General features: G+C 64.4%; 17 protein-coding genes and 1 pseudogene. 4 read left to right on the forward strand and 14 right to left on the reverse strand.

Annotated elements, in window-relative coordinates; genetic code table 11:
* Positions 1 to 20: 20 nt before the first annotated feature.
* From NFJ07_RS07655 to NFJ07_RS07665, 3 genes are all read right to left on the reverse strand, one after another.
* Positions 21 to 1,337 carry an ABC transporter substrate-binding protein gene (locus NFJ07_RS07655; RefSeq protein ID WP_269993515.1) on the reverse strand — a complete coding sequence of 439 codons (1,317 nt, stop codon included), beginning with the start codon at positions 1,335 to 1,337 and terminating at the stop codon, positions 21 to 23.
* A 102-nt stretch (positions 1,338 to 1,439) separates the two neighbouring features.
* The gene (locus NFJ07_RS07660) at positions 1,440 to 2,249 is read right to left on the reverse strand and encodes a hypothetical protein (protein WP_269993516.1); all 810 of its coding nucleotides are present in this window, start codon (positions 2,247 to 2,249) and stop codon (positions 1,440 to 1,442) included.
* Positions 2,246 to 3,352: a Gfo/Idh/MocA family protein gene (locus NFJ07_RS07665; protein ID WP_269993517.1), complete on the reverse strand. Its 1,107-nt coding sequence runs from the start codon at positions 3,350 to 3,352 to the stop codon at positions 2,246 to 2,248. The genes NFJ07_RS07660 and NFJ07_RS07665 overlap by 4 nt, the downstream gene beginning before the upstream one ends.
* Before the next feature lie 203 nt (positions 3,353 to 3,555).
* Between NFJ07_RS07665 and NFJ07_RS07670 the strand changes: the two genes are divergently transcribed.
* Positions 3,556 to 4,194, forward strand: coding sequence for a TetR/AcrR family transcriptional regulator (locus NFJ07_RS07670; protein ID WP_269993518.1), 639 nt, complete (start codon positions 3,556 to 3,558; stop codon positions 4,192 to 4,194).
* A 103-nt stretch (positions 4,195 to 4,297) separates the two neighbouring features.
* Here the strand turns inward: NFJ07_RS07670 and NFJ07_RS07675 are convergent, their stop codons facing one another.
* The 3 genes and pseudogenes from NFJ07_RS07675 to NFJ07_RS07685 all read right to left on the reverse strand — a co-directional run bounded on the left by NFJ07_RS07675 (position 4,298) and on the right by NFJ07_RS07685 (position 7,088).
* A complete protein-coding gene (locus NFJ07_RS07675) occupies positions 4,298 to 5,062 on the reverse strand; it encodes an SDR family NAD(P)-dependent oxidoreductase (protein WP_269993519.1) in 765 nt (254 codons plus the stop codon).
* 157 nt (positions 5,063 to 5,219) lie between these two features.
* Positions 5,220 to 6,101 (reverse strand): SDR family oxidoreductase, encoded by an 882-nt coding sequence (locus NFJ07_RS07680; protein ID WP_269993520.1) that lies wholly within the window; start codon positions 6,099 to 6,101, stop codon positions 5,220 to 5,222.
* Positions 6,098 to 7,088: pseudogene (locus tag NFJ07_RS07685) on the reverse strand (helix-turn-helix transcriptional regulator). The gene NFJ07_RS07680 and the pseudogene NFJ07_RS07685 overlap by 4 nt, the downstream one beginning before the upstream one ends.
* A gap of 212 nt (positions 7,089 to 7,300) precedes the next feature.
* Here NFJ07_RS07685 and NFJ07_RS07690 point away from each other — a divergent pair.
* Positions 7,301 to 8,125: an oxidoreductase gene (locus NFJ07_RS07690; RefSeq protein WP_269993521.1), complete on the forward strand. Its 825-nt coding sequence runs from the start codon at positions 7,301 to 7,303 to the stop codon at positions 8,123 to 8,125.
* Positions 8,126 to 8,158: 33 nt separating this feature from the next.
* Positions 8,159 to 8,488, forward strand: coding sequence for an FCD domain-containing protein (locus NFJ07_RS07695; protein WP_269993522.1), 330 nt, complete (start codon positions 8,159 to 8,161; stop codon positions 8,486 to 8,488).
* A gap of 129 nt (positions 8,489 to 8,617) precedes the next feature.
* Here NFJ07_RS07695 and NFJ07_RS07700 read toward each other — a convergent pair whose 3' ends face one another.
* From NFJ07_RS07700 to NFJ07_RS07715, 4 genes are read right to left on the reverse strand one after another with little or no spacing between them, the layout of a single operon-like run.
* On the reverse strand, positions 8,618 to 10,276 hold the full coding sequence (locus tag NFJ07_RS07700) for a flavin monoamine oxidase family protein (RefSeq protein WP_269993656.1): 1,659 nt from the start codon (positions 10,274 to 10,276) through the stop codon (positions 8,618 to 8,620).
* A 50-nt stretch (positions 10,277 to 10,326) separates the two neighbouring features.
* Positions 10,327 to 11,139, reverse strand: coding sequence for a nitrilase-related carbon-nitrogen hydrolase (locus NFJ07_RS07705; RefSeq protein ID WP_269993523.1), 813 nt, complete (start codon positions 11,137 to 11,139; stop codon positions 10,327 to 10,329).
* Positions 11,136 to 12,506 carry a M20 family metallo-hydrolase gene (locus NFJ07_RS07710; protein ID WP_269993524.1) on the reverse strand — a complete coding sequence of 457 codons (1,371 nt, stop codon included), beginning with the start codon at positions 12,504 to 12,506 and terminating at the stop codon, positions 11,136 to 11,138. The genes NFJ07_RS07705 and NFJ07_RS07710 overlap by 4 nt, the downstream gene beginning before the upstream one ends.
* The gene (locus tag NFJ07_RS07715) at positions 12,503 to 14,026 is read right to left on the reverse strand and encodes an amino acid permease (protein ID WP_269993525.1); all 1,524 of its coding nucleotides are present in this window, start codon (positions 14,024 to 14,026) and stop codon (positions 12,503 to 12,505) included. Before NFJ07_RS07715 ends, NFJ07_RS07710 begins: the two co-directional genes overlap by 4 nt.
* A gap of 184 nt (positions 14,027 to 14,210) precedes the next feature.
* Here NFJ07_RS07715 and NFJ07_RS07720 point away from each other — a divergent pair, with 184 nt between their 5' ends.
* Complete coding sequence (locus NFJ07_RS07720) at positions 14,211 to 15,359, forward strand: helix-turn-helix domain-containing protein (protein ID WP_269993526.1); 1,149 nt, start codon at positions 14,211 to 14,213, stop codon at positions 15,357 to 15,359.
* A 165-nt stretch (positions 15,360 to 15,524) separates the two neighbouring features.
* Here the strand turns inward: NFJ07_RS07720 and NFJ07_RS07725 are convergent, their stop codons facing one another.
* From NFJ07_RS07725 to NFJ07_RS07740, 4 genes are all read right to left on the reverse strand, one after another.
* Positions 15,525 to 16,163: an RraA family protein gene (locus NFJ07_RS07725; protein WP_269993527.1), complete on the reverse strand. Its 639-nt coding sequence runs from the start codon at positions 16,161 to 16,163 to the stop codon at positions 15,525 to 15,527.
* Positions 16,160 to 16,576, reverse strand: a complete 417-nt coding sequence (locus tag NFJ07_RS07730; protein WP_269993528.1) for a RidA family protein — start codon at positions 16,574 to 16,576, stop codon at positions 16,160 to 16,162. The genes NFJ07_RS07725 and NFJ07_RS07730 overlap by 4 nt, the downstream gene beginning before the upstream one ends.
* Positions 16,573 to 17,931: an MFS transporter gene (locus NFJ07_RS07735; protein ID WP_269993529.1), complete on the reverse strand. Its 1,359-nt coding sequence runs from the start codon at positions 17,929 to 17,931 to the stop codon at positions 16,573 to 16,575. The genes NFJ07_RS07730 and NFJ07_RS07735 overlap by 4 nt, the downstream gene beginning before the upstream one ends.
* A gap of 148 nt (positions 17,932 to 18,079) precedes the next feature.
* Positions 18,080 to 19,312: a helix-turn-helix domain-containing protein gene (locus NFJ07_RS07740; protein WP_269993530.1), complete on the reverse strand. Its 1,233-nt coding sequence runs from the start codon at positions 19,310 to 19,312 to the stop codon at positions 18,080 to 18,082.
* Between the last annotated feature and the right edge of the window lie 94 nt (positions 19,313 to 19,406).

Raw genomic sequence — 19,406 nt, forward strand, 5'->3', positions numbered from 1 at the left:
GGTTCTCCTCATCGGGTCCGTCACTTGGTGACGGACTCGATGCCCTTCTGCAGGTCCGTCAGGGCGGTCTTTGCATCTGCCCGGGCACCCAGCATCGTCTGGGCGAACTGGGAGAGGGCCTGGCCGCCATCCACGGCGGCGAGGGATCCGAAGAGCCGGGGTGACTTCGTACCGAAGGGCTTGCCGACGGACTGCCATTCCTTGATGATCTGTACGTTCTGCTTGTTCTTCTGGAACTCCGGCAGGTCCACAATGGACTGCTGTACGGGAAGCAGACCCACCACGTCCTGCTTCCAGAATTCCTTCAGCTGGCCCAGGTACCAGAGCAGGAACGCCTCCGAGCCTTCCTGGGAGGGGGTGTTCTTGTACATCATGATGCTGCCGATGTAGTTCACGGTGCCCTTGTCCCCGTGGGGGCCGGCCAACGGGGAGGCCACCTGAAGGTCCCCGGAGGTGTCGCCGGTGCTCTCCGGCAGGCCCGGGGCGTACCAGCCCATGCCGATCTTCTTGTCCTTCCACTGGCTGGAGAGGTTGTCGAGGGTGTAGCTGACGGCGCCAGGATCGATGAGTCCCAGGGAAACCATTTCGCGGACAAACTCCATGGCCTCGATGTTCCGGTCTGTCACAACGTCGGGCCTGCCGTCTTCGTTGAAAAGACCGCCGCCGTTGTTGATCATCATGGACAACAGGTTTTGGTTGCCGAAGACGTTTCCGGCACCGGCGCCGATGCCGAACGCGGAGACTCCGATGCCCTTCAGTGCCTTTCCTGCTTCGAGCCAGGACTTCCAGTCCGTGGGGACTGCGACGCCGGCCCGGTCAAGCAGAGACTTCCGGTACCAGACCACGCGCGGGCCCTGGGACCATGGAACTGCAACGTAGCCCTTGTCGGTGTTCTGGGACTCGATGGTTCCAGGAAGGAAATCGTTGTACTGGCCGTTCTGTTTCAGTTTTGAAATGACGTTGTCCGCGTAAGCGATCTGTCCTTGTTCGGCGAACTGGAAGGCCTGGAAGCCGCCGCCCGTGGACAGCGCCGGACCGGTCTTGGACGCGATGGCCGAGGAGAAGGTCTGGTAGAAGTTGTTCCACTGGATGGTCTGGTAACTGGCCTTGCCAAGACTGCCCGTCGGGACATAGGACTCGGTGAGCTTCTTCGCGAGGTCGCTGTAAGCCGGCGGGCCCCAGGGCATATCCCAGAACTTGATCGTGCCGCCTGCGCCCTGTGAAGCGGACCCCCCGCCACAGGCCGCCAGCAGCGGGACGGACGCCGCTGCCGCGGCGACGCCGAGGAACCCGCGCCGGGAAAAGGCCGAGGTGGAGAGTGCGGATTTGATGGTCATGATGTTTCCTTCCAGAACCGGCCCCGTGGGGGCCGGCCGTCTCTACGTTGAGGTGGAACAGTGGTGTTGAGTTCGAACTGTGGTGTCCTGTGGTGGTGCTGTTCAGGGGGTTGCGCGGTGGCCGGTGAGGCGGTGCACGGCTGAAGCAACCTCGCCGAAGCGGGCCAGGTCCGTCGGCATCTGGCCGGCGTCGAGGTGTTTTTTCAGCCGGGTCCAGGTGGAGCGGTGCGCGGACTCGTAAAGGGTCGGCAAGAGGGTGGAACCGGAGGGGTTGGTGACCAGGATTTCAGCCGGCCAGGCGGCGTCGGGGTCCGGGACCGTGAGCTCGAGGCCCCCGGTGGAATTCAGGACCGTGACCGAGCAGCGCGGACGGACTGCCGAGGTCGTGATTCCCTGCAAGGCCATCGGGGCGCCGTTAGCGAGGCTGCCTGCCGCCACGTACCCGGTGGGTCCGTGCTGGACGAGACGGAGGGTCTCCAACCCGACGCCGAGGTCCTGGATGAGGGCCAGATGCTGGGTGAGGAGCTCCACGGATTGTGTTCCGGGGGCGGCGATGGCCACGGAGTCCAGGAGAGCCGCGTCGTCGAGGTACCCCTGCAGGGCGTGCCGGGCACCCTCGACCGCGGGGTTGGAAGACCATCGCTGATCCAGGGCCACGGCGGCTGCGGTCTTGGCCGCAGCCGCGATGTCCTCGACGGATTCGGCGACGGGATTGACGACGACGACCCCGCGGGCACCGTCCTGCGCGGCGGCAAGGACCCGCAGGGTCCAGCCTGCTTCCCCGTCGAGGGCACTGATGTCAGCGGCTCCGGCCGCAGGCCCGTAGGACACCGGCAGGGAGGCGACCACTGCGGAGACGCCTCCGGAGAGTTCTGCCTTCGGGTCGGCGTGGACTGTCAGCTTGGTGCTCATGCCGAAACTTCCTGTCTTGTGTGGGTAGGGGATTCGTAACGCGTGGCCGCGCCGTCGGCTATGGACAGGGCGAACTCGAGATCGTCGATGAGTGTCCGGGCAGGAGGCGCCTCGCCCTTGCCGCGGGCCAGCTCAGCGAGCTTGCGCCATTCCCCTTCGTAGCCGTTGTGGCCGTAGGGGCCCAGCTGAATGGCGCTTCCAGCGCGTGCTATCTGGGCTGTCGCTGACCCGGAGTGCACGTAGGAAGGGGTGAAGCTGACCGTCAGTTGCGCCTCATCACCGATGGCCTGGAAGGTCCACTCTGGCTTCCAGGTGCTGTTCATGGCTGCCCGCAGTTCGATGGTTCGGGTGGCGGTGCGAAGGGAAATGACGTAGCCGAAGGGTTGGAGGACCTCCGCGTGCAGGACTTCGACCGACTGGAAGTCGGGCACGAAGCGGCGTACGAGCGGCAGGTCATGGATCGCCAGGCCCATCACGCCGCCGCGCAGCATGGCTTTCGCGGCTGCCGGCTCCACATGGTTCGGCGTTGAGGCTTCCGGTGCAGACGCTTCCGGCCGGCCGACGATCTCGGTGGCGAAGTCCTCAAAACGCGGATTCGGCGGCAGAACGATGGAGGAACGGATCGTGTGAACCTGCTCCGGGAGGTTCCCCCAGGCAGCCTCGGCGGCCAACCAGCCCGGATCAAAGGTGTGCATGGCACCGACGATGATGGGAACCCCGGTTTCGGCCGAAACGGCGGAAATCCTTGCCGCTTCCTCGCCGTTCATGGCGAAGGGCTTCTCGCAAAGCACAGCCTTCTTCCCGGCCCGGCAGGCTGCTGTGACCTGGGCGGCGTGGAACTGGTGCGGGCTGCAAATGGCCACAACATCTACTTCGGGATCAGCCAGCAGTTCATCCATGCTGGTGCTGAAGCGCGCTCCGACCCTGCTTGCCACCGATTCGGCCACTGCGGGGTCGACGTCCATGATGTGGCGGACCTCGAACAAGTCCCGCAATCTGGCCAGCGAAGGCAAGTGAATCGCCTGGGTCACGGGGCCGGCCCCGAGAATGCCGACGCCAAGGACTCCGTTTGGCTCCGGCTCTGGATAAAGGGAATTGTGCACTTTTTGTCCTCGAAACTTGGTTGCAGTCCAACGGGATCGATCACCGCCGTTGGTGGGTGTGACGGTGACTGCCTTTCTCCTCCATCGGAGATCTGAGGCCCGTCACTCGAAAACTGTACAGCTGTTAGGTTTTAAAGAATATAACGCCTGTTCAGTTTTTGGCAAGGGTCCATTAGTCTGATGGGGAGGAAAGACGAGGAGCCATGAGCACACAACTGACATCCAGGGGTCCGTACCCGAAGGGAATCAAGCGCCGGCAGCAGATAGTCGAGGCCGCCGCCCGCGTCTTCGCTCAGTACGGTTACAACAACGGGTCTCTTCGGCAGATCGCCAGTGAAGTCGGTGTCAGCGCACCCACGCTGGTCAGCTATTTCGGCCAAAAGGAAGCGCTGCTCATCGCTGTATGGGACTACTGGAGCGAACAGTCGGCAGTCTTGAGTGCCGGTTATTCGGGACTGGCATACTTCGAGTGGCTGCCCCGGCTGATGGAGTATCACACTGCCCACCGGGGATTCATTGAGCTGTTCCTGACGTTGGCCACCGAGGCCTCCGATCCCGGTCATCCTGCACGGGACTTCATGGTGAACCGGTATGAGAAGGCGGTCGAAGAGATGAGCGGCCACCTCCGCGAAGCTCTCGCCAAGGGCGAGGTACTCCCGCTGAGCGACAGCGAAATCGAGAGCGAGGTCCGTGGAGTGATTGCGCTCCTGGACGGCGATGAGATCCAGTGGCTGCTGAACCCCGAAATCGATTTGGTCCGGCTCGTCAGCACCCATCTGAACGTCGTTTTGGCGCGGTGGACGGGACAGCCGGAGCGAAGCAGCCCGCCAGCCGCGCGGTGATCTCTTAGTTGACCGGGGTCACAGGGCCCGAGGTCCATTGCCTAGTCCAATCGGGCCCACGAAGCCAGAAATTGGACCAACCTACGGACGACGACGGCGGCGGTCAGGTTTGGTCGGTGGGCATGATCCAGAGCTCGGCGATGGAGGCGTGGCGGGGGCGGGTGACCATGTAGGCGACGCCGTCGGCGATGTCCGCGGGGGCGAGGACTTCGGTCTGTTCGTAGAACGGGGTCGTCATCCCGCTCTGGATCTCGGGTGTGTTGTGCGAGGCCAGTTCGGTGTCCACGCCGCCGGGTTCCAGGACGCCGACGCGGACGTGCCGCTGGGTGACTTCCTGGCGGAGGGACTCGGTGAAGCCGTTGACGCCGAACTTGGTCAGGTTGTAGACGCCGTAGCCGCCCCAGGCCACGCGACCGGCAACCGAGCTGATGTTCACGATGTCCGCGACCCGGCGTTCGCTGTTGTCGGCGGCTTTGAGCAGGTGCGGCAGGGCCGCGTGGGTGGTGTACAGCAGGCCCTGGACGTTGACTGAGATCATGCGGTCCCAGTCCCCAGGATCCGCGCCGAGGACCGAACCCAGAAGCATCAGCCCGGCATTGTTGACCAGGATGTCCAACTGCCCGAACCGTTCGACCGTCCCTTCGACGGCGGCCTGGGCCTGGGCGCGGTCGGTGATGTCCGCTTCGATGACCAGTGCGGTGCCGCCGTCGTTCTCGATTTCGGCGGCGAGGGCTTCGAGGCGGTCCCGACGTCGGGCCACGAGCGCCACGGACGCGCCGAGTGCGGCGAGTTCTCGTGCCGTCGCGGCGCCGATGCCGCTGCTGGCCCCGGTGACGAGGGCGGCAGTTCCCGAAAGTTTCAATGTCATCTTGGGTGTTCTCCTGGGGGGCGTTGTCGCGGGTTTTGGGCAGCCGGAGGCCGTGGTCGTCCAGCAGTGGGACGGAGGTGGTGGTCGTGCGTGGAGGGATGGCCGGTCCCGCGCCCCCGCGACGGTTCAGGGGGGGCGGGACCGGCTGGGGGTGCTGTTAGGCGTCGTCGTGGGCGAGGTTGCTGGAGAGTTCGCGGTGGGCGTTGGCTTGGTCCTGGAGCTCCTTGGCCCGGGAGTCAAATAGCCCGACGGCGTCGGCTCCGGCGGCGAAGCGCAGTGGTGGCTGCTCCAGTTCGGCGAGTTGGATGAGGGCGTGGGCGAGTTTGGCGGGGTCTCCGCCTTGGAGTCCGTTCATGCTCTTCCATGACGTGACGGTCTGTTCGGTGCGTTGGGCGTAGTCGTCGATAGTCGATTCGGCGTAGCTCGTGGATTCGGGGGTGAGGAGTTCGGTGCGGAAGAATCCGGGCTCGACGAGCATGGTACGGATCCCGAAGGGTGCGATTTCGGGGGCCAGAGACTCGGCCCAGCCTTCGACGCCGAACTTGGACGCGGCGTAGGCGGTCAGGAACTCCCCGCCGGCGATGCCGGCGGTCGAGGAGATCGTGACGACCAGGCCCGAGCGTTGGGCGCGCAGGACCGGCAGGGCGGCGCGCGTGACGTTCATGGGCCCGAACATGGTGGTTTCGATCTGCTTCCGGAAGTCTTCGGGGGTGATTTCTTCGAAAAATCCGGCGTAGAAGTTGCCGGCGTTGTTCACCAGCACGTCTATCCGGCCGAAGCGGTCGACGGCGGCCTGGATGGCGGCTGTGGCGTCGGAGGGGTCGGTGACGTCGAGCTTGACGGTTAGCAGGTCCTTGTCCTCGCCGATTGCCTGGGCGACTTTTTCGGGGTTGCGGCCGGTGGCGACGACCGCGTGGCCGGCGGCCAGGGCTGCCTTCGCGATGTCGGTGCCCATGCCGCGGCCGGCTCCGGTGATGAACCAGACTTTCTTCCCGGTCATGTCTTCCTTCTGTCCTGCTTTGTCATCGTGTTCACTCATGGTTCTGTCTTTCCTGGGTTGGGTGTTCCCGGCTGCGCGGGGGAGCGCAGGCCGGGGGTGGTGGATCGGCCGGCGGTGTCGCCGGTGGTGGTTTCGGGAGGCGGTGCCGCCCAGCTGGCGAGGAAGGCCAGCGCGTTTTCGGACGCGGAGCCGGGCTCCGCGGTGAAGGTGAACAGGGTCTGTCCCTGGTCGCCGGGAAGGTCCAGCGTCTCGTGCTGCAGGGACATGTCCCCGGCGAGCGGGTGGTGGAAGCGTTTGGTCCCTGTGGTGTGGATCCGCACGTCGTGTCCGGCCCATAATGCCGAGAACAGCCCGCTGCGGGTGGTCAGTTCCCCGACCAGCTCGTTCAGGGCCCGGTCGTCGGGGTTCCGGCCGGATTCAGAGCGCAGCATCGCGACCGCGGTGGCCGCGACCGCGGGCCAGTCAGGGTAGAAGTCTCCCGCGCCCGGTTCGAGGAAGATGTGGCGGGCCTGGTTCGGGACCCGCCGCGGGGTCCCGGGGTCGGATGGCGAGGAGGTGTTCGACTGTGCCGCGAGGGCGAACGCGGGTCCATACAGTGCCCGGCCCAGGAGGTTTGCGGCCAGCACGTCCGTACGGCTGTTCTGCACCACGGCGACCGCTCCGGTCATCCCGTCCAGCAGACGCAGCACTCCCGGACGGACCCGTTGCTGCGGTGGCCGGCGCGGGGTCCGGCGCGACGGCGTGTTGGCCGTCCTTGCCAGGTCCATCAGGTGCGCCCGCTCGGCCTCGTCCAACTGAAGGGCCGATGACACGGCCTCGAGTACGGCGTCCGAGACGCCCGCGGACGCTGCCGCGTTCCAGGCGGGTGTAATAGTCCGTGCTGACCCCTGCGAGGTGCGCCACTTCCTCACGGCGCAGCCCCGGCACTCGGCGCAGTTCCCTGTATGTGGGGATTCCGGCCTGTTCCGGGCTGATCTTCGCTCGACGCGAGATCAGGAATTCACGGATTTCCTCTTTTCTGTCCACATCCACCACGCTACGCAGCCGCGTCTGCCGGTGGCAGTGTCTATCAGACACCCCCAAAACCGGCCCGGAATATCAGGGCTTTACACCTTGTCGGTAAGTCTTCAAGCCCTTTGGTCCTTTCGGCTCGGGAACGTAGGGGTTCCGTCAGAACCTCCCAGCTTTCTTGGGTGAGGTATTTACTGATATCGGACTCCTCAGAAAGGGACATGACAATGACTACTTGGCTCATTACGGGATGCTCGACGGGTATTGGCCGCGCTCTGGCGGAGGCTGTTATCGCGGCAGGACATAACGTCGTCGCGACGGCGCGTGACCGTGAAAAGGTCGCGGACCTCGCGGAGGGCAACAATCGGGTTCTGGCTGTGGCGCTGGACGTCACAGACCCGGCGCAGGTGACTGCCGCAGTCGCAGAGGCCGAGAAGACATTCGGCGGCGTCGACGTCCTGATTCACAATGCCGGCTACGGCTATCGTGCCGCCGTCGAGGAAGGCGATGAAGCGGACATCCGGCTGCTGTTCGACACTCACTTCTTCGGATCGGTCGCCATGATCAAGGCGGTGCTGCCCGGCATGCGTGCACGTCGCAGCGGGGCGATCGTGAACTTCTCCTCAATCGCGGCGACGTACACCCCGGTTGGCTCCGGCTACTACGCGGCCGCCAAGGCCGCCATCGAGGGTATGACGGGCTCGCTCCGGGGTGAGTTGGAGCCACTGGGCATCTCCGCGACGGTCGTCGAACCGGGCGGTTTTGCCACCGACTTCGGGGGCCGGTCTCTCACTCAGTCGACGACGGTCATCGCGGACTACGCCGGGACTGCCGGGAAACGGCGTATCGAAACCGTCGTGAACTCTCCTGCCAAGGGCGATCCGGCCAAGGCCGCGCAGGCGATCATCCGTGCTGTCGAGGCCGAGGACACCCCGGCTTTCCTCTTGCTAGGCAGCGATGCGCTCGAGGCGTACCAGAAGATCGTGCAGGCTCGGCTCGACTCGACGTCCAACTGGGAAGCATTGAGCCGCAGCACCGACTTCGACGCCTGAGAAACGACGTTTGGCCACGGACGGGCACTTCCCGTGCCGTCCAACGCGTCCTTGCAGTGCCCCCTAGCAAAGAACCAGATTCTCGAACTCGCCATGATGTCGGTGCATCTCATGCGGCCAGCCACCAACACCGTGTTCGTCGATCTACTGGACCGCGAAGCCGTGTGGGCGCAACACACGGTCATCTACCAGGCAATCGCAGACCAGGACCCGGAAGCCGCCCGCGCGGCATTCCAAAACCACGTCGGATACCTCGACGACACCCGGCGCATGGCACTGGCGGACATCAGCGCGACGGACGTTTTCGTGGCAACATTGCCCGATTCGAGCCGCCTGGCAGCGTCAAGGCCCCGCGCCGAATAGCCGCCCAGAGCGGGCCGTTCATCCGGTGCTACCCATTGGCATGGGCACGGCCGCATGGAGCCCCTCTAAGACGGGGCCCCATACGGCCGATGCATGAGTGGGGCCGATGAACAGCCTGCCCCGGGGAGATCAGGGAAGCCGGATGGGTTTGAGTTCGTCGAAGCGGTCGCCCGGTCCCGGGTTCCCCGGATTGGTCTTGCCACCCAGCTGTGTCATGACGCCCCACACGGCGTTGAGGCCTGTGGTCACGGCTCCGTCGGCCCAGCCGCCGGTCCAGGAGATGCCGTCGCCGGCGAGATAGATGCCTCGGTGTGCCGGGTCCATTCCGTCCTGCATGAAGTGCGTGTAGAGCCGCTCCTGGTAGCGGTAGTGCCCTGGGAGGTTGTCACTGAAGGCGCCCATGAAGTTTGGGTCGTCTTCCCAGGAGACCGTGATTGGATCGCCGATGATGTGCGAGGCGATGTCCACGGTGGGATAGATCTGCTTCAGGGAGTGCAGCATGAGTCTGACCCGCTCGTCGGCATCCAGCGGCAACCACTTCAGGGCGTCGTCGTTCCAGGTGTAGGACAAGCAGATCAGGGCGGGCTGGTCCGGGCCGTTGTCCAGCAGGTAGGTGCCGCGCGTGAGCCGGTCTGTGAGCGTGGTACTCATGAGCTGGCGGCCGGTCTGTGGGTCGATGTCCTTCCAGAACGGCCTATCGACCACTACGAACGTCTTGGAGGACTGCATGTAGTGGCTACGCTCGATCGCCGTCCAGAGCTTGTGGCTGAAGAGCGACTCGTCGACATCGATGCGCGCCGAGAGCAGCCAGCTCTGGCACGTCGCAATGACCGCCGGATACTCCCGCGACTGTCCCCACTTGTCCGTGACGGCGATGGGTCCCTCGACCGCTGCAGCGGCGCCCCCACTGCCAGGAAGGCGCCGGATGGACGCGACGCCGGGCCGCGGGTGCCCGCCGTGAAGGGACGCGAGGCTTGTGCCTTCTGGCCAGTGCGCCAGGTCGGAGGGGGCATGGTTCCAGAGACGTTCCGGCAGGAGCTGCGCCCCGCCGATGATCCGGTGCTGGTCCGCGTCGGCATCCACGTACACGACGCGGAGGATCTCCAGGATGCTGTCCGGGAAGTTGGTGTCCCAGCCGCCCGTTCCGAACCCGACCTGGCCGAAGGCCTCCCGGTATTCGAACGGGAGGGACGAGAACGCCTTTGACGTGGCCAGGTAACCGGAGAAGGAGATGTCGTCGAAGCGCGGAACCAGTTCGTTCCAGAGCCTCTTGATGGTGGCGAGGTCCTTCGTCCGGATGGCTTCCTGCATGGCGCTGAAGTGGGCGCGTTCCTCCAGGCAGTCGTCCCAGGCGTTGGACACGTCCCGGAAGAACCCAGGAAGATCGTCGGGGGTCTCGGCATAGTGGGCCGTGCCGCCAAGTTCGATCACGGTGCTTCCGGCGGCAGGCGTCAGTGGGTTGGGGAACGGTTGCGTTTCGATGCCAACAAGATCCGCGTAGTGGAAGAACGAGGTGCCGCTCTTGGGGAACCGCATTCCGCCCAGGTCCGCCACCGGTCCGGGCTTGCCCGGCTGGGTGCCTCCGCGGAGGCGTCCTCCGATCCTTGAGGACTCGTACATAACCGGCCTGAGTCCCATTTTCATGAGTTCGTAGGCTGCGACGAGTCCTGACAGTCCGGCGCCCACAACGGCCACTTCGGTGCCGTACATGTCGGCCGGGACGGAACCTATTCCCGCTTCATGGGTGATGTAGTCCTCGTAGGGGAACGGGAAATCGGGGATGAGCATGCTCAGTTTTGCAGTCGGCGTGCTGGTGGCTGCGATGGTCACGGGGGTCCTTACTTGGGGTTGGCGCTGGCTGCGCTGTCGATGAACGGGGAGAGGTAGTCGGTGTCCAGCCGGGCCTGGCGAAGAGTGGACAGGGCAACGTCTGCGACGATGAGCGCGGCATCGTCACCGGCGGCCGCAAGGTGCCGCCCGTACGGATCGGCGATGGTGCTTAGGCCGGCGAAGTGTGGGCCGGTGTGGTTGGCGTACGCAATGAACAGCTGGCTTTCGAGGGCTCTGGTGGGTACCACCATCGCCGGAATCATCCGGGTGTCGAACGGGTGTGCGTCGGACTGGCCGCCTTCACGCAGGGGGACTGCCGTTGGAATGCAGAGCAGTTCCGCGCCCGCGACGGCCGCGGCGCGCGCAAACTCGGGAAACTCGATGTCGAAGCAGATTCCGAGGGCAACGTTGACTCCGTCGAAGCGGACGACGGCGGGGGGAGCCTCCCCGGCGTCGAACGCTTCCTTCTCGACTGCACCGAAGAGGTGCTGCTTGCGGTAGCGGGTCAGTTCGGCACCGTCGCGGTCAAAGAAGGACGCCGAGATATAGCGCCGCTCCCGGTCGTGTTCGACTGTGGAGCCCACGATCGCCAGGCCCGCGGATAGGGCGATGTCGGCGATCTGCCGCCGCTGGGCTGTCCCGTCGGTGCCGTGGACCAGGCCCGGAGCGTAACCGCTGACGAACAGTTCGGGGGTTACCAGAAGGTCCGCACCCAGTGCCTTTGCTTCCTGCGCCCGGGCAGCAAGCCTGATCAGGTTCTGCTGCGGCGAGTTGACCAGCCCGGTCGCTTGCAGGACGGCCACCTTGATCCGGCCGGTCACGTGGTGCCCTCCAGCCGGGAGCCGGGTTCCGGCGACGCGGCATCGTCGAGGTCTCCGTTGCACAGCCTTTCAACTACGCGGGTCAGCATGTCCACGCCGGCGCAGGCGTCGTCGTCGTTCGTGTATTCGCGCTCATTGTGGGAGATGCCGTCCACGCTGGGGACGAACAGCATGACCGTAGGGACGACATCCTTCATGTTGATCGAGTCGTGCCCGGCGAGCGTGAACACTCGGCGGTTGCTGAAGCCCAGCTCGGCTGCGCATTCGGCGGCCAAGGCCACACCCGCGGGCTGGTAGGGGTTGATGCCCCAGGCGTGGGACTCCTCGACCTCAATGCTGACGTTGGCCTCCGTCTCGATGGCGGCGATACCGGCGCGGAGCAGGGCCTTGGCAGTGGCCAGGACGCCCTCATCGGCGGTCCGCAAGTCCATCACGAGGTCCACCCGGGACGGCACCACAACGGGCGAGTTCGGATACACCGTCAACTGACCCACGGAGGTGTGCAGCACGGCACCGCTGAAGTGGTCCGCGATTTCCCGAAGCAAAACCACTAGGCGCGACGCTCCCAGCAGGGCGTCCTTGCGGTCGGCGATGACGGTTGAACCCGTGTGTGCCTGCTCGCCGTGGACCGTAACGGTGTATTTCGCAGCGGCCCAGCAGGCGTGGACCAGGCCGATCGTGGTGCCGGAGTCCTCCATCGACCGGCCCTGTTCAATGTGGATCTCCGCATAGGCGGCGGCAGCGGGCCCATCGCCAGTTCCTAGGTGCCCGATTTCGGTAAGGGCTTCGCGCACGCTGGTACCCGCGGTATCCGTAATGGACAGCGCGATGTCGGCGCGGAGCTTTCCGGTGTAGACGGAACTTCCCATCATGGACGGGGCGAAGCGGCAGCCTTCCTCGTTGAACCAGTCAACGACGGCAAGGTTGTACTTGGGAACCGCTGGCGGGGTGCCGTGGTCGGGCGATTTCGAGGCTGCGCGGTCGGCCAGCCTGCGGGCAGCGTGAAGGGCCGCGGCGACACCGTAGGCGCCGTCGTACTTTCCGGCCGTCGGCTGGCTGTCCAGGTGCGAGCCCACCAGTACGTACGGTGCGCCGGGGTTCCATTCGATCAGCGCGAAGAGGTTTCCAACTTGGTCCGTTTCCGTGCGGAACCCGTTCTGGGAGGCGAGGGAAGTGAACCAGGCACGTGCCTGTGCGTCCGCCGCAGTGCCGGCTTGGCGGTCCACACCGTGGCCGGGTGTTTCGCCAATGGTCGAGAGGCTGCGGAAGTCGCGGAGGAAGGACGCAGCGTCGTCTGTCGCTGCCCGGCTGATGTCGGCTGGCTTTTGGGACGGGGCGTTGGCGGGACGCGTTGCTGCGGTGGTCATGGCGTGTGCTCCTCGTTGTTGAACCGCGCGGTGGAAGACTGGGGCGGTGATTGCTGGGCTGTGGCCTGCGCTACCGGGATGGCATTGGTCAGCGGCTGGGTCCTGGCAAGTTCGTTGACGCGCCTTCGCACGGAGTACCAGCCGGCCATGAGGGCCGGGATGATGATTGCCAGGGAGGCGACCGTGTACGTGCCGATCGGGAAATCAAACAGCATCAGGACAAGTACCGCGGCCAGGAACGCCAAAGTCAGGTAGGCGGTCCAAGGCGCACCGAAGAGCCGGAAGGCTGGCCGCGGCATCAGTCCCGCCTTGGACAGTTTGTACAGTTTCAGTTGGCACAAAATGATGGTTGCCCAGGTGCAGAGGATGGCCAGGGCGGTGGCGTTGATGGTGATTTCGAAGGCCATCTTTGGAACGACAGCGTTGAGCCCCACGCCGAGCAGAGTGAAGGCTGCGGTGAAGAGGATTCCGCCGTAGGGCACCCCGCCGCGGCTCATCCGTTTCATGAATTGGGGTGCCGTCCCGGTCTGGGCCATGGAGCGGTAGATCCGCCCGGTGGAGTAGAGCCCGGCGTTGAGGCTGGATAGCGCGGCGGTGAGGACCACGAAGTTCATCGCGTCGCCCGCACCGGGCACGCCGATACTGGCGAAGAAGGTTACGAACGGGGACTCCCCGGCCTTATAGGAGCTATACGGAAGCAGCATCGCCAGCAGGGCAGTGGAGCCCACATAAAAGATGGCGATCCGGAAGATGACCGCGTTGACCGCTTTGGGCATGATCTTCCGAGGGTCCTTGGTTTCGCCGGCGGCTACACCGATCATGTCGATGCCGGCGTAAGCGAACACAATGCCCTGCACAATGATGACCGCGGGGAGTAGCCCGTTGGGCAGCAGGCCGCCGTGGTCGGTGATCAGGGAGAGCCCGGGCTGGTGTCCGGCGACCGGGAAGTTGCCGGCGAGGAAGATGCCGCCCACCAGGAGGAATGCCACGAGCGCGCCAACCTTGATAATGGCGAACCAGAATTCCAGTTCGCCGAATAGCTTCACGGAGATGAGGTTGACGCCGGTGACCACGAGCAGGGCCGCCAGCGCGAGGATCCATTGCGGGACACTGCTGAAGGCGGTCCAGTAGTTCAGGTAAACGGCGACGGCGGTAATGTCCACGATCGCGGTGAGCGCCCACGACAGTGAGTACACCCACCCGGAGATGTACGCTGCCTTTTCGCCATAGAACTCCCGAGCGTACGAGACGAAGGAGCCTGATGACGGGCGGTGCAGGACCAGCTCGCCGAGGGCGCGGAGGATGAAGAAGGCGAACACTCCGCAGATCGCGTAGACAACGGGGAGTACGGGCCCTGCTGAGGCCAGGCGTCCGCCGGCGCCGAGGAAGAGTCCCGTGCCGATGGCGCCGCCGATGCCGATCATTTGGACCTGGCGGTTGGAAAGGCCCTTCTTGTAGCCGGATTGCTCGTCGGGGCGGACAGCCGTTGTCCGCTCCTCGACTGGATCAATGGTGGTCATGGAAACTCCTGGCCGGTGAAAGTGTTGGGCTGCCACAGGAGCAGCTGATTTCGATCGTCCCAAGGCGATGGATCATTGCCCATGACAGGGGCGAACGTAAAAGCATGCAAAAAATGTACGAACGTACATGGGCCGTGGCGTCCGGTTCCGCGAGGATGTATGGAGATACTGTGGGAGGGGCGACATGACGGACGATGAGCAGTGGCTGACTTTGGTCGATGCCGTGGGCAGGCAGCTTCCTTGCCTCGTCGAGAATTTCCTGACCCGGATTCTTCCCGATCCCGCCTACGCCGATTCCGGCCTCACGCTTGAGGACCTGCGTCGCAGCAGTTTCAGCTCCTTCTCTGCCATGCTCTCGGCTCTCGGCGGGCGTGCCGAGGATATTGGCGCGCTTTCGGTCTTTGCCTCCGAACTTGGCGCCCGGAGGGCACGTCAGGGCGTTCCGCTGGACAGCCTGGTCCGGGCGATTCGCCTCGATTTCTCGGTGCTCTGGGATGCTTTGTCCGCACCGGAGCTGCGCGCAGACCCTGCGTTGTTGGTAAGGAAGGCGGAAGTCGTGTGGGCGACTGTCGACCGCTTCGCGTCCAGCGTCCAAGAGCGGTATTTGAGGGAGTTGGAGGAAATTGAGGGCGCCGATGCCGATCTTCAGCAGCAGTATCTGACCCAACTGTTGGCGCCGGCCGAGCCGTCCCCAACTGAGTTGTCACGCATAGCCGGTGCCCTCCGCATCAACCCTCACGCGATGTTTCTTGTAGCGGCCATCGACCGGAACGACGGCCTGCTGATCAGGAGGCGGGTCCGGGCGCGTCCGCCGCGGGACTTTCCTGTGCTGACCTATGACCAAGGGCACCACACTCTTGTCATCCGCCCCCGAACGGTGGACTCCAACGAAAAGCTGAGTTATCAGGAGGCCGCGCTGTTCGACGATGTGGCCGTCGCTGTGGCACCGCACGCCAACGGGATAGCAGGAGTGCGCACAGCAGTCAGCGCCGCCCGGGAAATCATGAAAGACCTGCCCATGGGCAGCAAGGGAGTCTTCACGCTCAGGGACCGTTGGCTGTCCATCACAGCACACCGACTCTCGCAAGTGGGCTGTAACCCTGAAACCCTGGTCTTTTCGGCGCTTGGTCGATGTAGCGACCCGGAGCGGGAACGCCTCCTGGAAGCGGTGCGAGCGTTCCTGGAGCTCGGCAGCCTCGTAGCCACGGCAGACAGGCTCGCCTGCCACCGGAACACCGTTGTCAACAGGCTGGCGGCATTTGAAGGTTACACAGGCCTGGACCTTCAAAAGCCACGGGACAGTGCGTTGGCGCTGCTTGCCATTGGGGGGTAGGGGCGCAGGTTCCGGAGTCGATATTCCCGTGCTGGCATCACGAAGGCCCCGGCGTGGAGACGGCTCAAAGCCACACACTCCTGTGTGGCTTGAGCCTCCGTCTCTGGACAAGTCGAGCGTGCTGCCAGCAGCGCGTCGCATGGCGGCGTGTGGCGGTCACATGCTTCAGTGCACGAGCAGCGTTTCGAGCGGTTCACCCACGGCGATTCGTGCCAGCAGTTCCGGCTCGGCCGCGTCCGAGGCGAGTGCCCGCTCCAAGACCGCTGTCGCCTCCTCCTGGGTCAGCACAATCACGCCATTATCGTCACCCAGCACCCAGTCTCCGGGATGAACCTCGACTCCGCCGAACAACACGGGAACGTTGACCGATGATTCCTTGGCGTGCAGCCGCTTGGTGGTGAGGCACGAGGTGCCGCGGGCGAAGACCGGCAGGCCGGTGCTCCGCAACTCCAACAGATCCGTGGCTCGTCCGTCCACAACGATGCCAGCCGCGCCCTGGGCCTTGGCGGCTGCTGCCGTTACTGCGCCGACGGGCGCATGGCGGTGGTCGCCATCCATGTCGATCACCAGCACTGCTCCTGGGTACAGCTTTAGGAGTGCACGGTTCATGGCGATCGCATCGTTGTCAACGATTCGGACTGTCACCGCAGGCCCGGCCACCTTTACGCCGTCGAGCAGCGACTGGATTGCCGGATCAACAAATCCGTCCTCAAGAAAGTGTCCGATAGTGGGGTAGCTGACCTCGGCAAGCCGGGCTAACAGGCCTGCCGAGGACCGAAGCTCCGCCGTAGATGCCTGGCTCATGCGAGCACCGCCACGCATTCAATCTCAAGGGATACTCCCCAGAGGCTCACACAGACGGAAGTGCGCGCGGGCTTCGCGGAGCCGAAGTACTCCGTGTAGACGCGGTTGTACTCCTCGAGTTGGTCCTGGCTGGTCAAGTACGTGTTGACCTTGACCACGTGCGCCAGGCTGGAACCTGCTGCCTCCAGTACCGCACGCAGGTTTTCGATCGTCTGCCGGACTTGTCCTTCGAAGGTCTCCGGTTGGTCGTCCAAACCGGTGATGGCCGGGATCTGGCCGGAGGTGAACACGAAACCGTTGGCGATGACCGCGTGGGAGAAGGGTCCGACGGCGGCTGCCTGGCCGGGGACTTCGCCGAACCGCGTGATGGCGGCCGTCGCGGGTACCGGGTTCGTCGCTGGGGAATCGCTCATTTCGCCGCCGCTTCCGCCGCATCCACCGGGGCGACGTCGACGGCGTCGATGTTGCCGTGGCGGGTTTCCGTCAGGACGAACAGCGCCGCCAAGGAGATCAATGCAGCGGCTGTGATGTACCAGGCGATGGAGGAGCTCTGGTGGGTCAGGCCCAGGAGCCAGGTGGTGATGAACGGGGTAGCGGCGCTGCCGAGGAGGCCGGAGAGCATGTAGGCCACGGACAATCCGGAGTAGCGGACCTTGGAACCGAAGAGTTCGGCCAGGAACGTGGCGATGGGACCGTAGTTGGCTGCGAAGGCGGTCATCATTCCGAGGTAGGCGACGAACAACAGGGGTACGGACTTGGTGTCCATGAGCCAGAACATCGGGAATGCGAACAGCGCCTCAGCGGCCACTCCGGCGTAGATGATCGGCTTGCGGCCGTATTTGTCCGAGAGCTTCCCGAAGAAGGGGATGAGCACAAAGCACAGTGCGCAGGAAGCCAGGACAACCCAGAGCATGAGGCTCTCCGAGTGGCCGAGGTCCTTCTTGCCGTAGGAAACGCCGGAGGCAACCAGTAGGGTGAAGGTGCTCCCGGTAGAGAGAGTGGCGATGCCGCCGAGGACAACTTGCTTCCAGTACTTGGCCATGAGGGCGGCAAAGGGCATTTTCGCCTTGGCGCCGGCGGTCTTGACGGCCTGGAATGACGGGGTTTCCTCGATGTGGAGGCGGATGTAGATGCCGACAGCCACGAGCAGGCAGGAGGCCACGAACGGGATGCGCCAACCCCAGCTCAGCAGTGCGTCCGAGCTGATGGTGGAAGCGACGATCAGGAACGCGACGTTGGCGATCAAGGTGCCTGCGGGAACGCCTACCTGAACGAGGGAACCGTAGAAGCCTCGGCGGGCGGAAGGCGCATGCTCAACGGTCATGAGTACCGCGCCGCCCCACTCGCCGCCCAATGCCAGGCCTTGGATGACGCGTAGCAGGAGGAGAAGCAGCGGCGCCGTGATGCCGATGCTGTTGTAGTCAGGCAGCAAGCCGATGGCGAAAGTTGCCGCTCCCATGGTCAGCAAGGAGATCAGGAGCATGGATTTGCGGCCGAGACGGTCACCGAAGTGGCCGAAGATGATGGCGCCTACCATGCGGGCAATGTAGGCGGAGGCGAAGGTGCCGAAGGCCAGCATGGTGCCGACGATCGGGTCGAAGCTGGGGAAGAAGATCTTGTTGAAGACCAAGGCGGACGCTGTTCCGAACACGAACAGGTCGTACCACTCGACTGTGGTGCCGATGACGCTGGCGAGGGCGATTTTGCGCATCTTGGCCAGGTCAAGCCTGGCTGCGGACGCGGGAGCGGTATCTACCGTTTGGGCCATGAGAAGCTCCAGATGAGTGTGGGGGCGAGTGCCCGGGTGAGGATGCAGATAACTATCCTGTGTTGCGTACCACACTTCAATGGCTGAATTTCCAGCAAAAAACGACGGAAAATGTGTGTTCACACAACACCGCTTTCCTTTGCAGACCTCAGGCCCAGGCCACCACCAGCCGGGCCGCTTGCGCCGGCACGGCCAGATCGATGCCAGTGAGCTCCTGGAAGCGGTTGAGCCGGTTGAGGATGGTGTTCCGGTGGCAAAACAGTTCCTGCGCCGTCGTGGTGATGTTGCCCGTGTGCAGGAAATGGCGCACCGTCTCGGTCAGCCGCTCGCGCTCGCCGTCGCGGCATTCCGAGAGGGCGGACTCAAGATCGGCCCAGAGGTCCAGGCCCGCATCCTGGAGTTGCTGCTTGGCGAGACGGGCCCACGCTGCTGCCGCCGTCAATGGGCCTCGGTCAGCGGGCTGGAGCAGCAAAGCGAGGCGCTCCGCCGTGCGTGCTGCGGAGGGCAGGGCGCGCAGGCCGGAAAATCCCTCGACATAACCACAAGGTATTCCGATGATGGGCGCAGGAATGTAGGCAGGTCCTTCGTCTTGCCGGCCTGCGCCGCCGAGTCCCGCGACGCGGGGCCCTCCGCCATGAGCCCGCGGCAACGCCCAGAAGACGTACGTGCTGCCGCCGAATTCGTGGACGTAGAGCCGTTGGGACGGTTGGAGCCAGCCGCCCTGGGTGGCAATCGTCCGCAGTTTGGAGGCTGCCTCGCCGCTCGCCGCCACGATGGAAAACCTTGCTTCCGGGTCCGTGGCCAGGGCTCCCGCGGCCTGGCTGATGGTATCTGCCGATAGCTCGGACTTGCTGAACAACCGGGCGATGAACTCCCGGCGGATGTTTGATTCCTCCTGGGCCATCCGGACGCGCTCGCTCGAATAGCTGGAGTGGGTCTGGGTGGCAAATTCATCCACCACGCGCCACACCTGGTCTACATGGGACGTCAAGAGCACGGCATCCTCCGCGTCCGAGATCTTCAGGAGATCTGCCCAAAGAATGCTGAAATCCAGGCGTACAGCTGAAATCAGGGCTTCGGGCGAAATTCCGGCACGCGCCCGTTTGGCACCAAGCTCCGAGGAGAAGCGCGCCAGCGAATCCTGACTGCCATGGGAGTTTGAATGGCGGAACCTCTCGTCCCGCAGTCCGTCGATGAGGCGCCGGAAAGTTTCACGTGCCGTGCTCCTCAATTCCGGCAAGCTCACCCTGTTGTCGGCATATTCGGGGATCTCCTGGACGCGCGTCACGAAAAGCTCGACAAGTTCCTCCAGCCGCCCGTGCAACCCTTCCACGAGCTCTCCCCAGCGTGCTGCGTCGCCAGCCTTCTCTGCATTGTGCATTCACACATTCTACGGCCGATATTCAGTGGCACGGAGCTAGTTTTTTTGGGCGGATCTACTGGCACTATGGGAGTAGTCACTGCCGAGTGAGGCC

Origin of the sequence: Arthrobacter sp. B2a2-09 (assembly GCF_027587375.1) — a bacterium.
Taxonomy (GTDB): domain Bacteria; phylum Actinomycetota; class Actinomycetes; order Actinomycetales; family Micrococcaceae; genus Arthrobacter.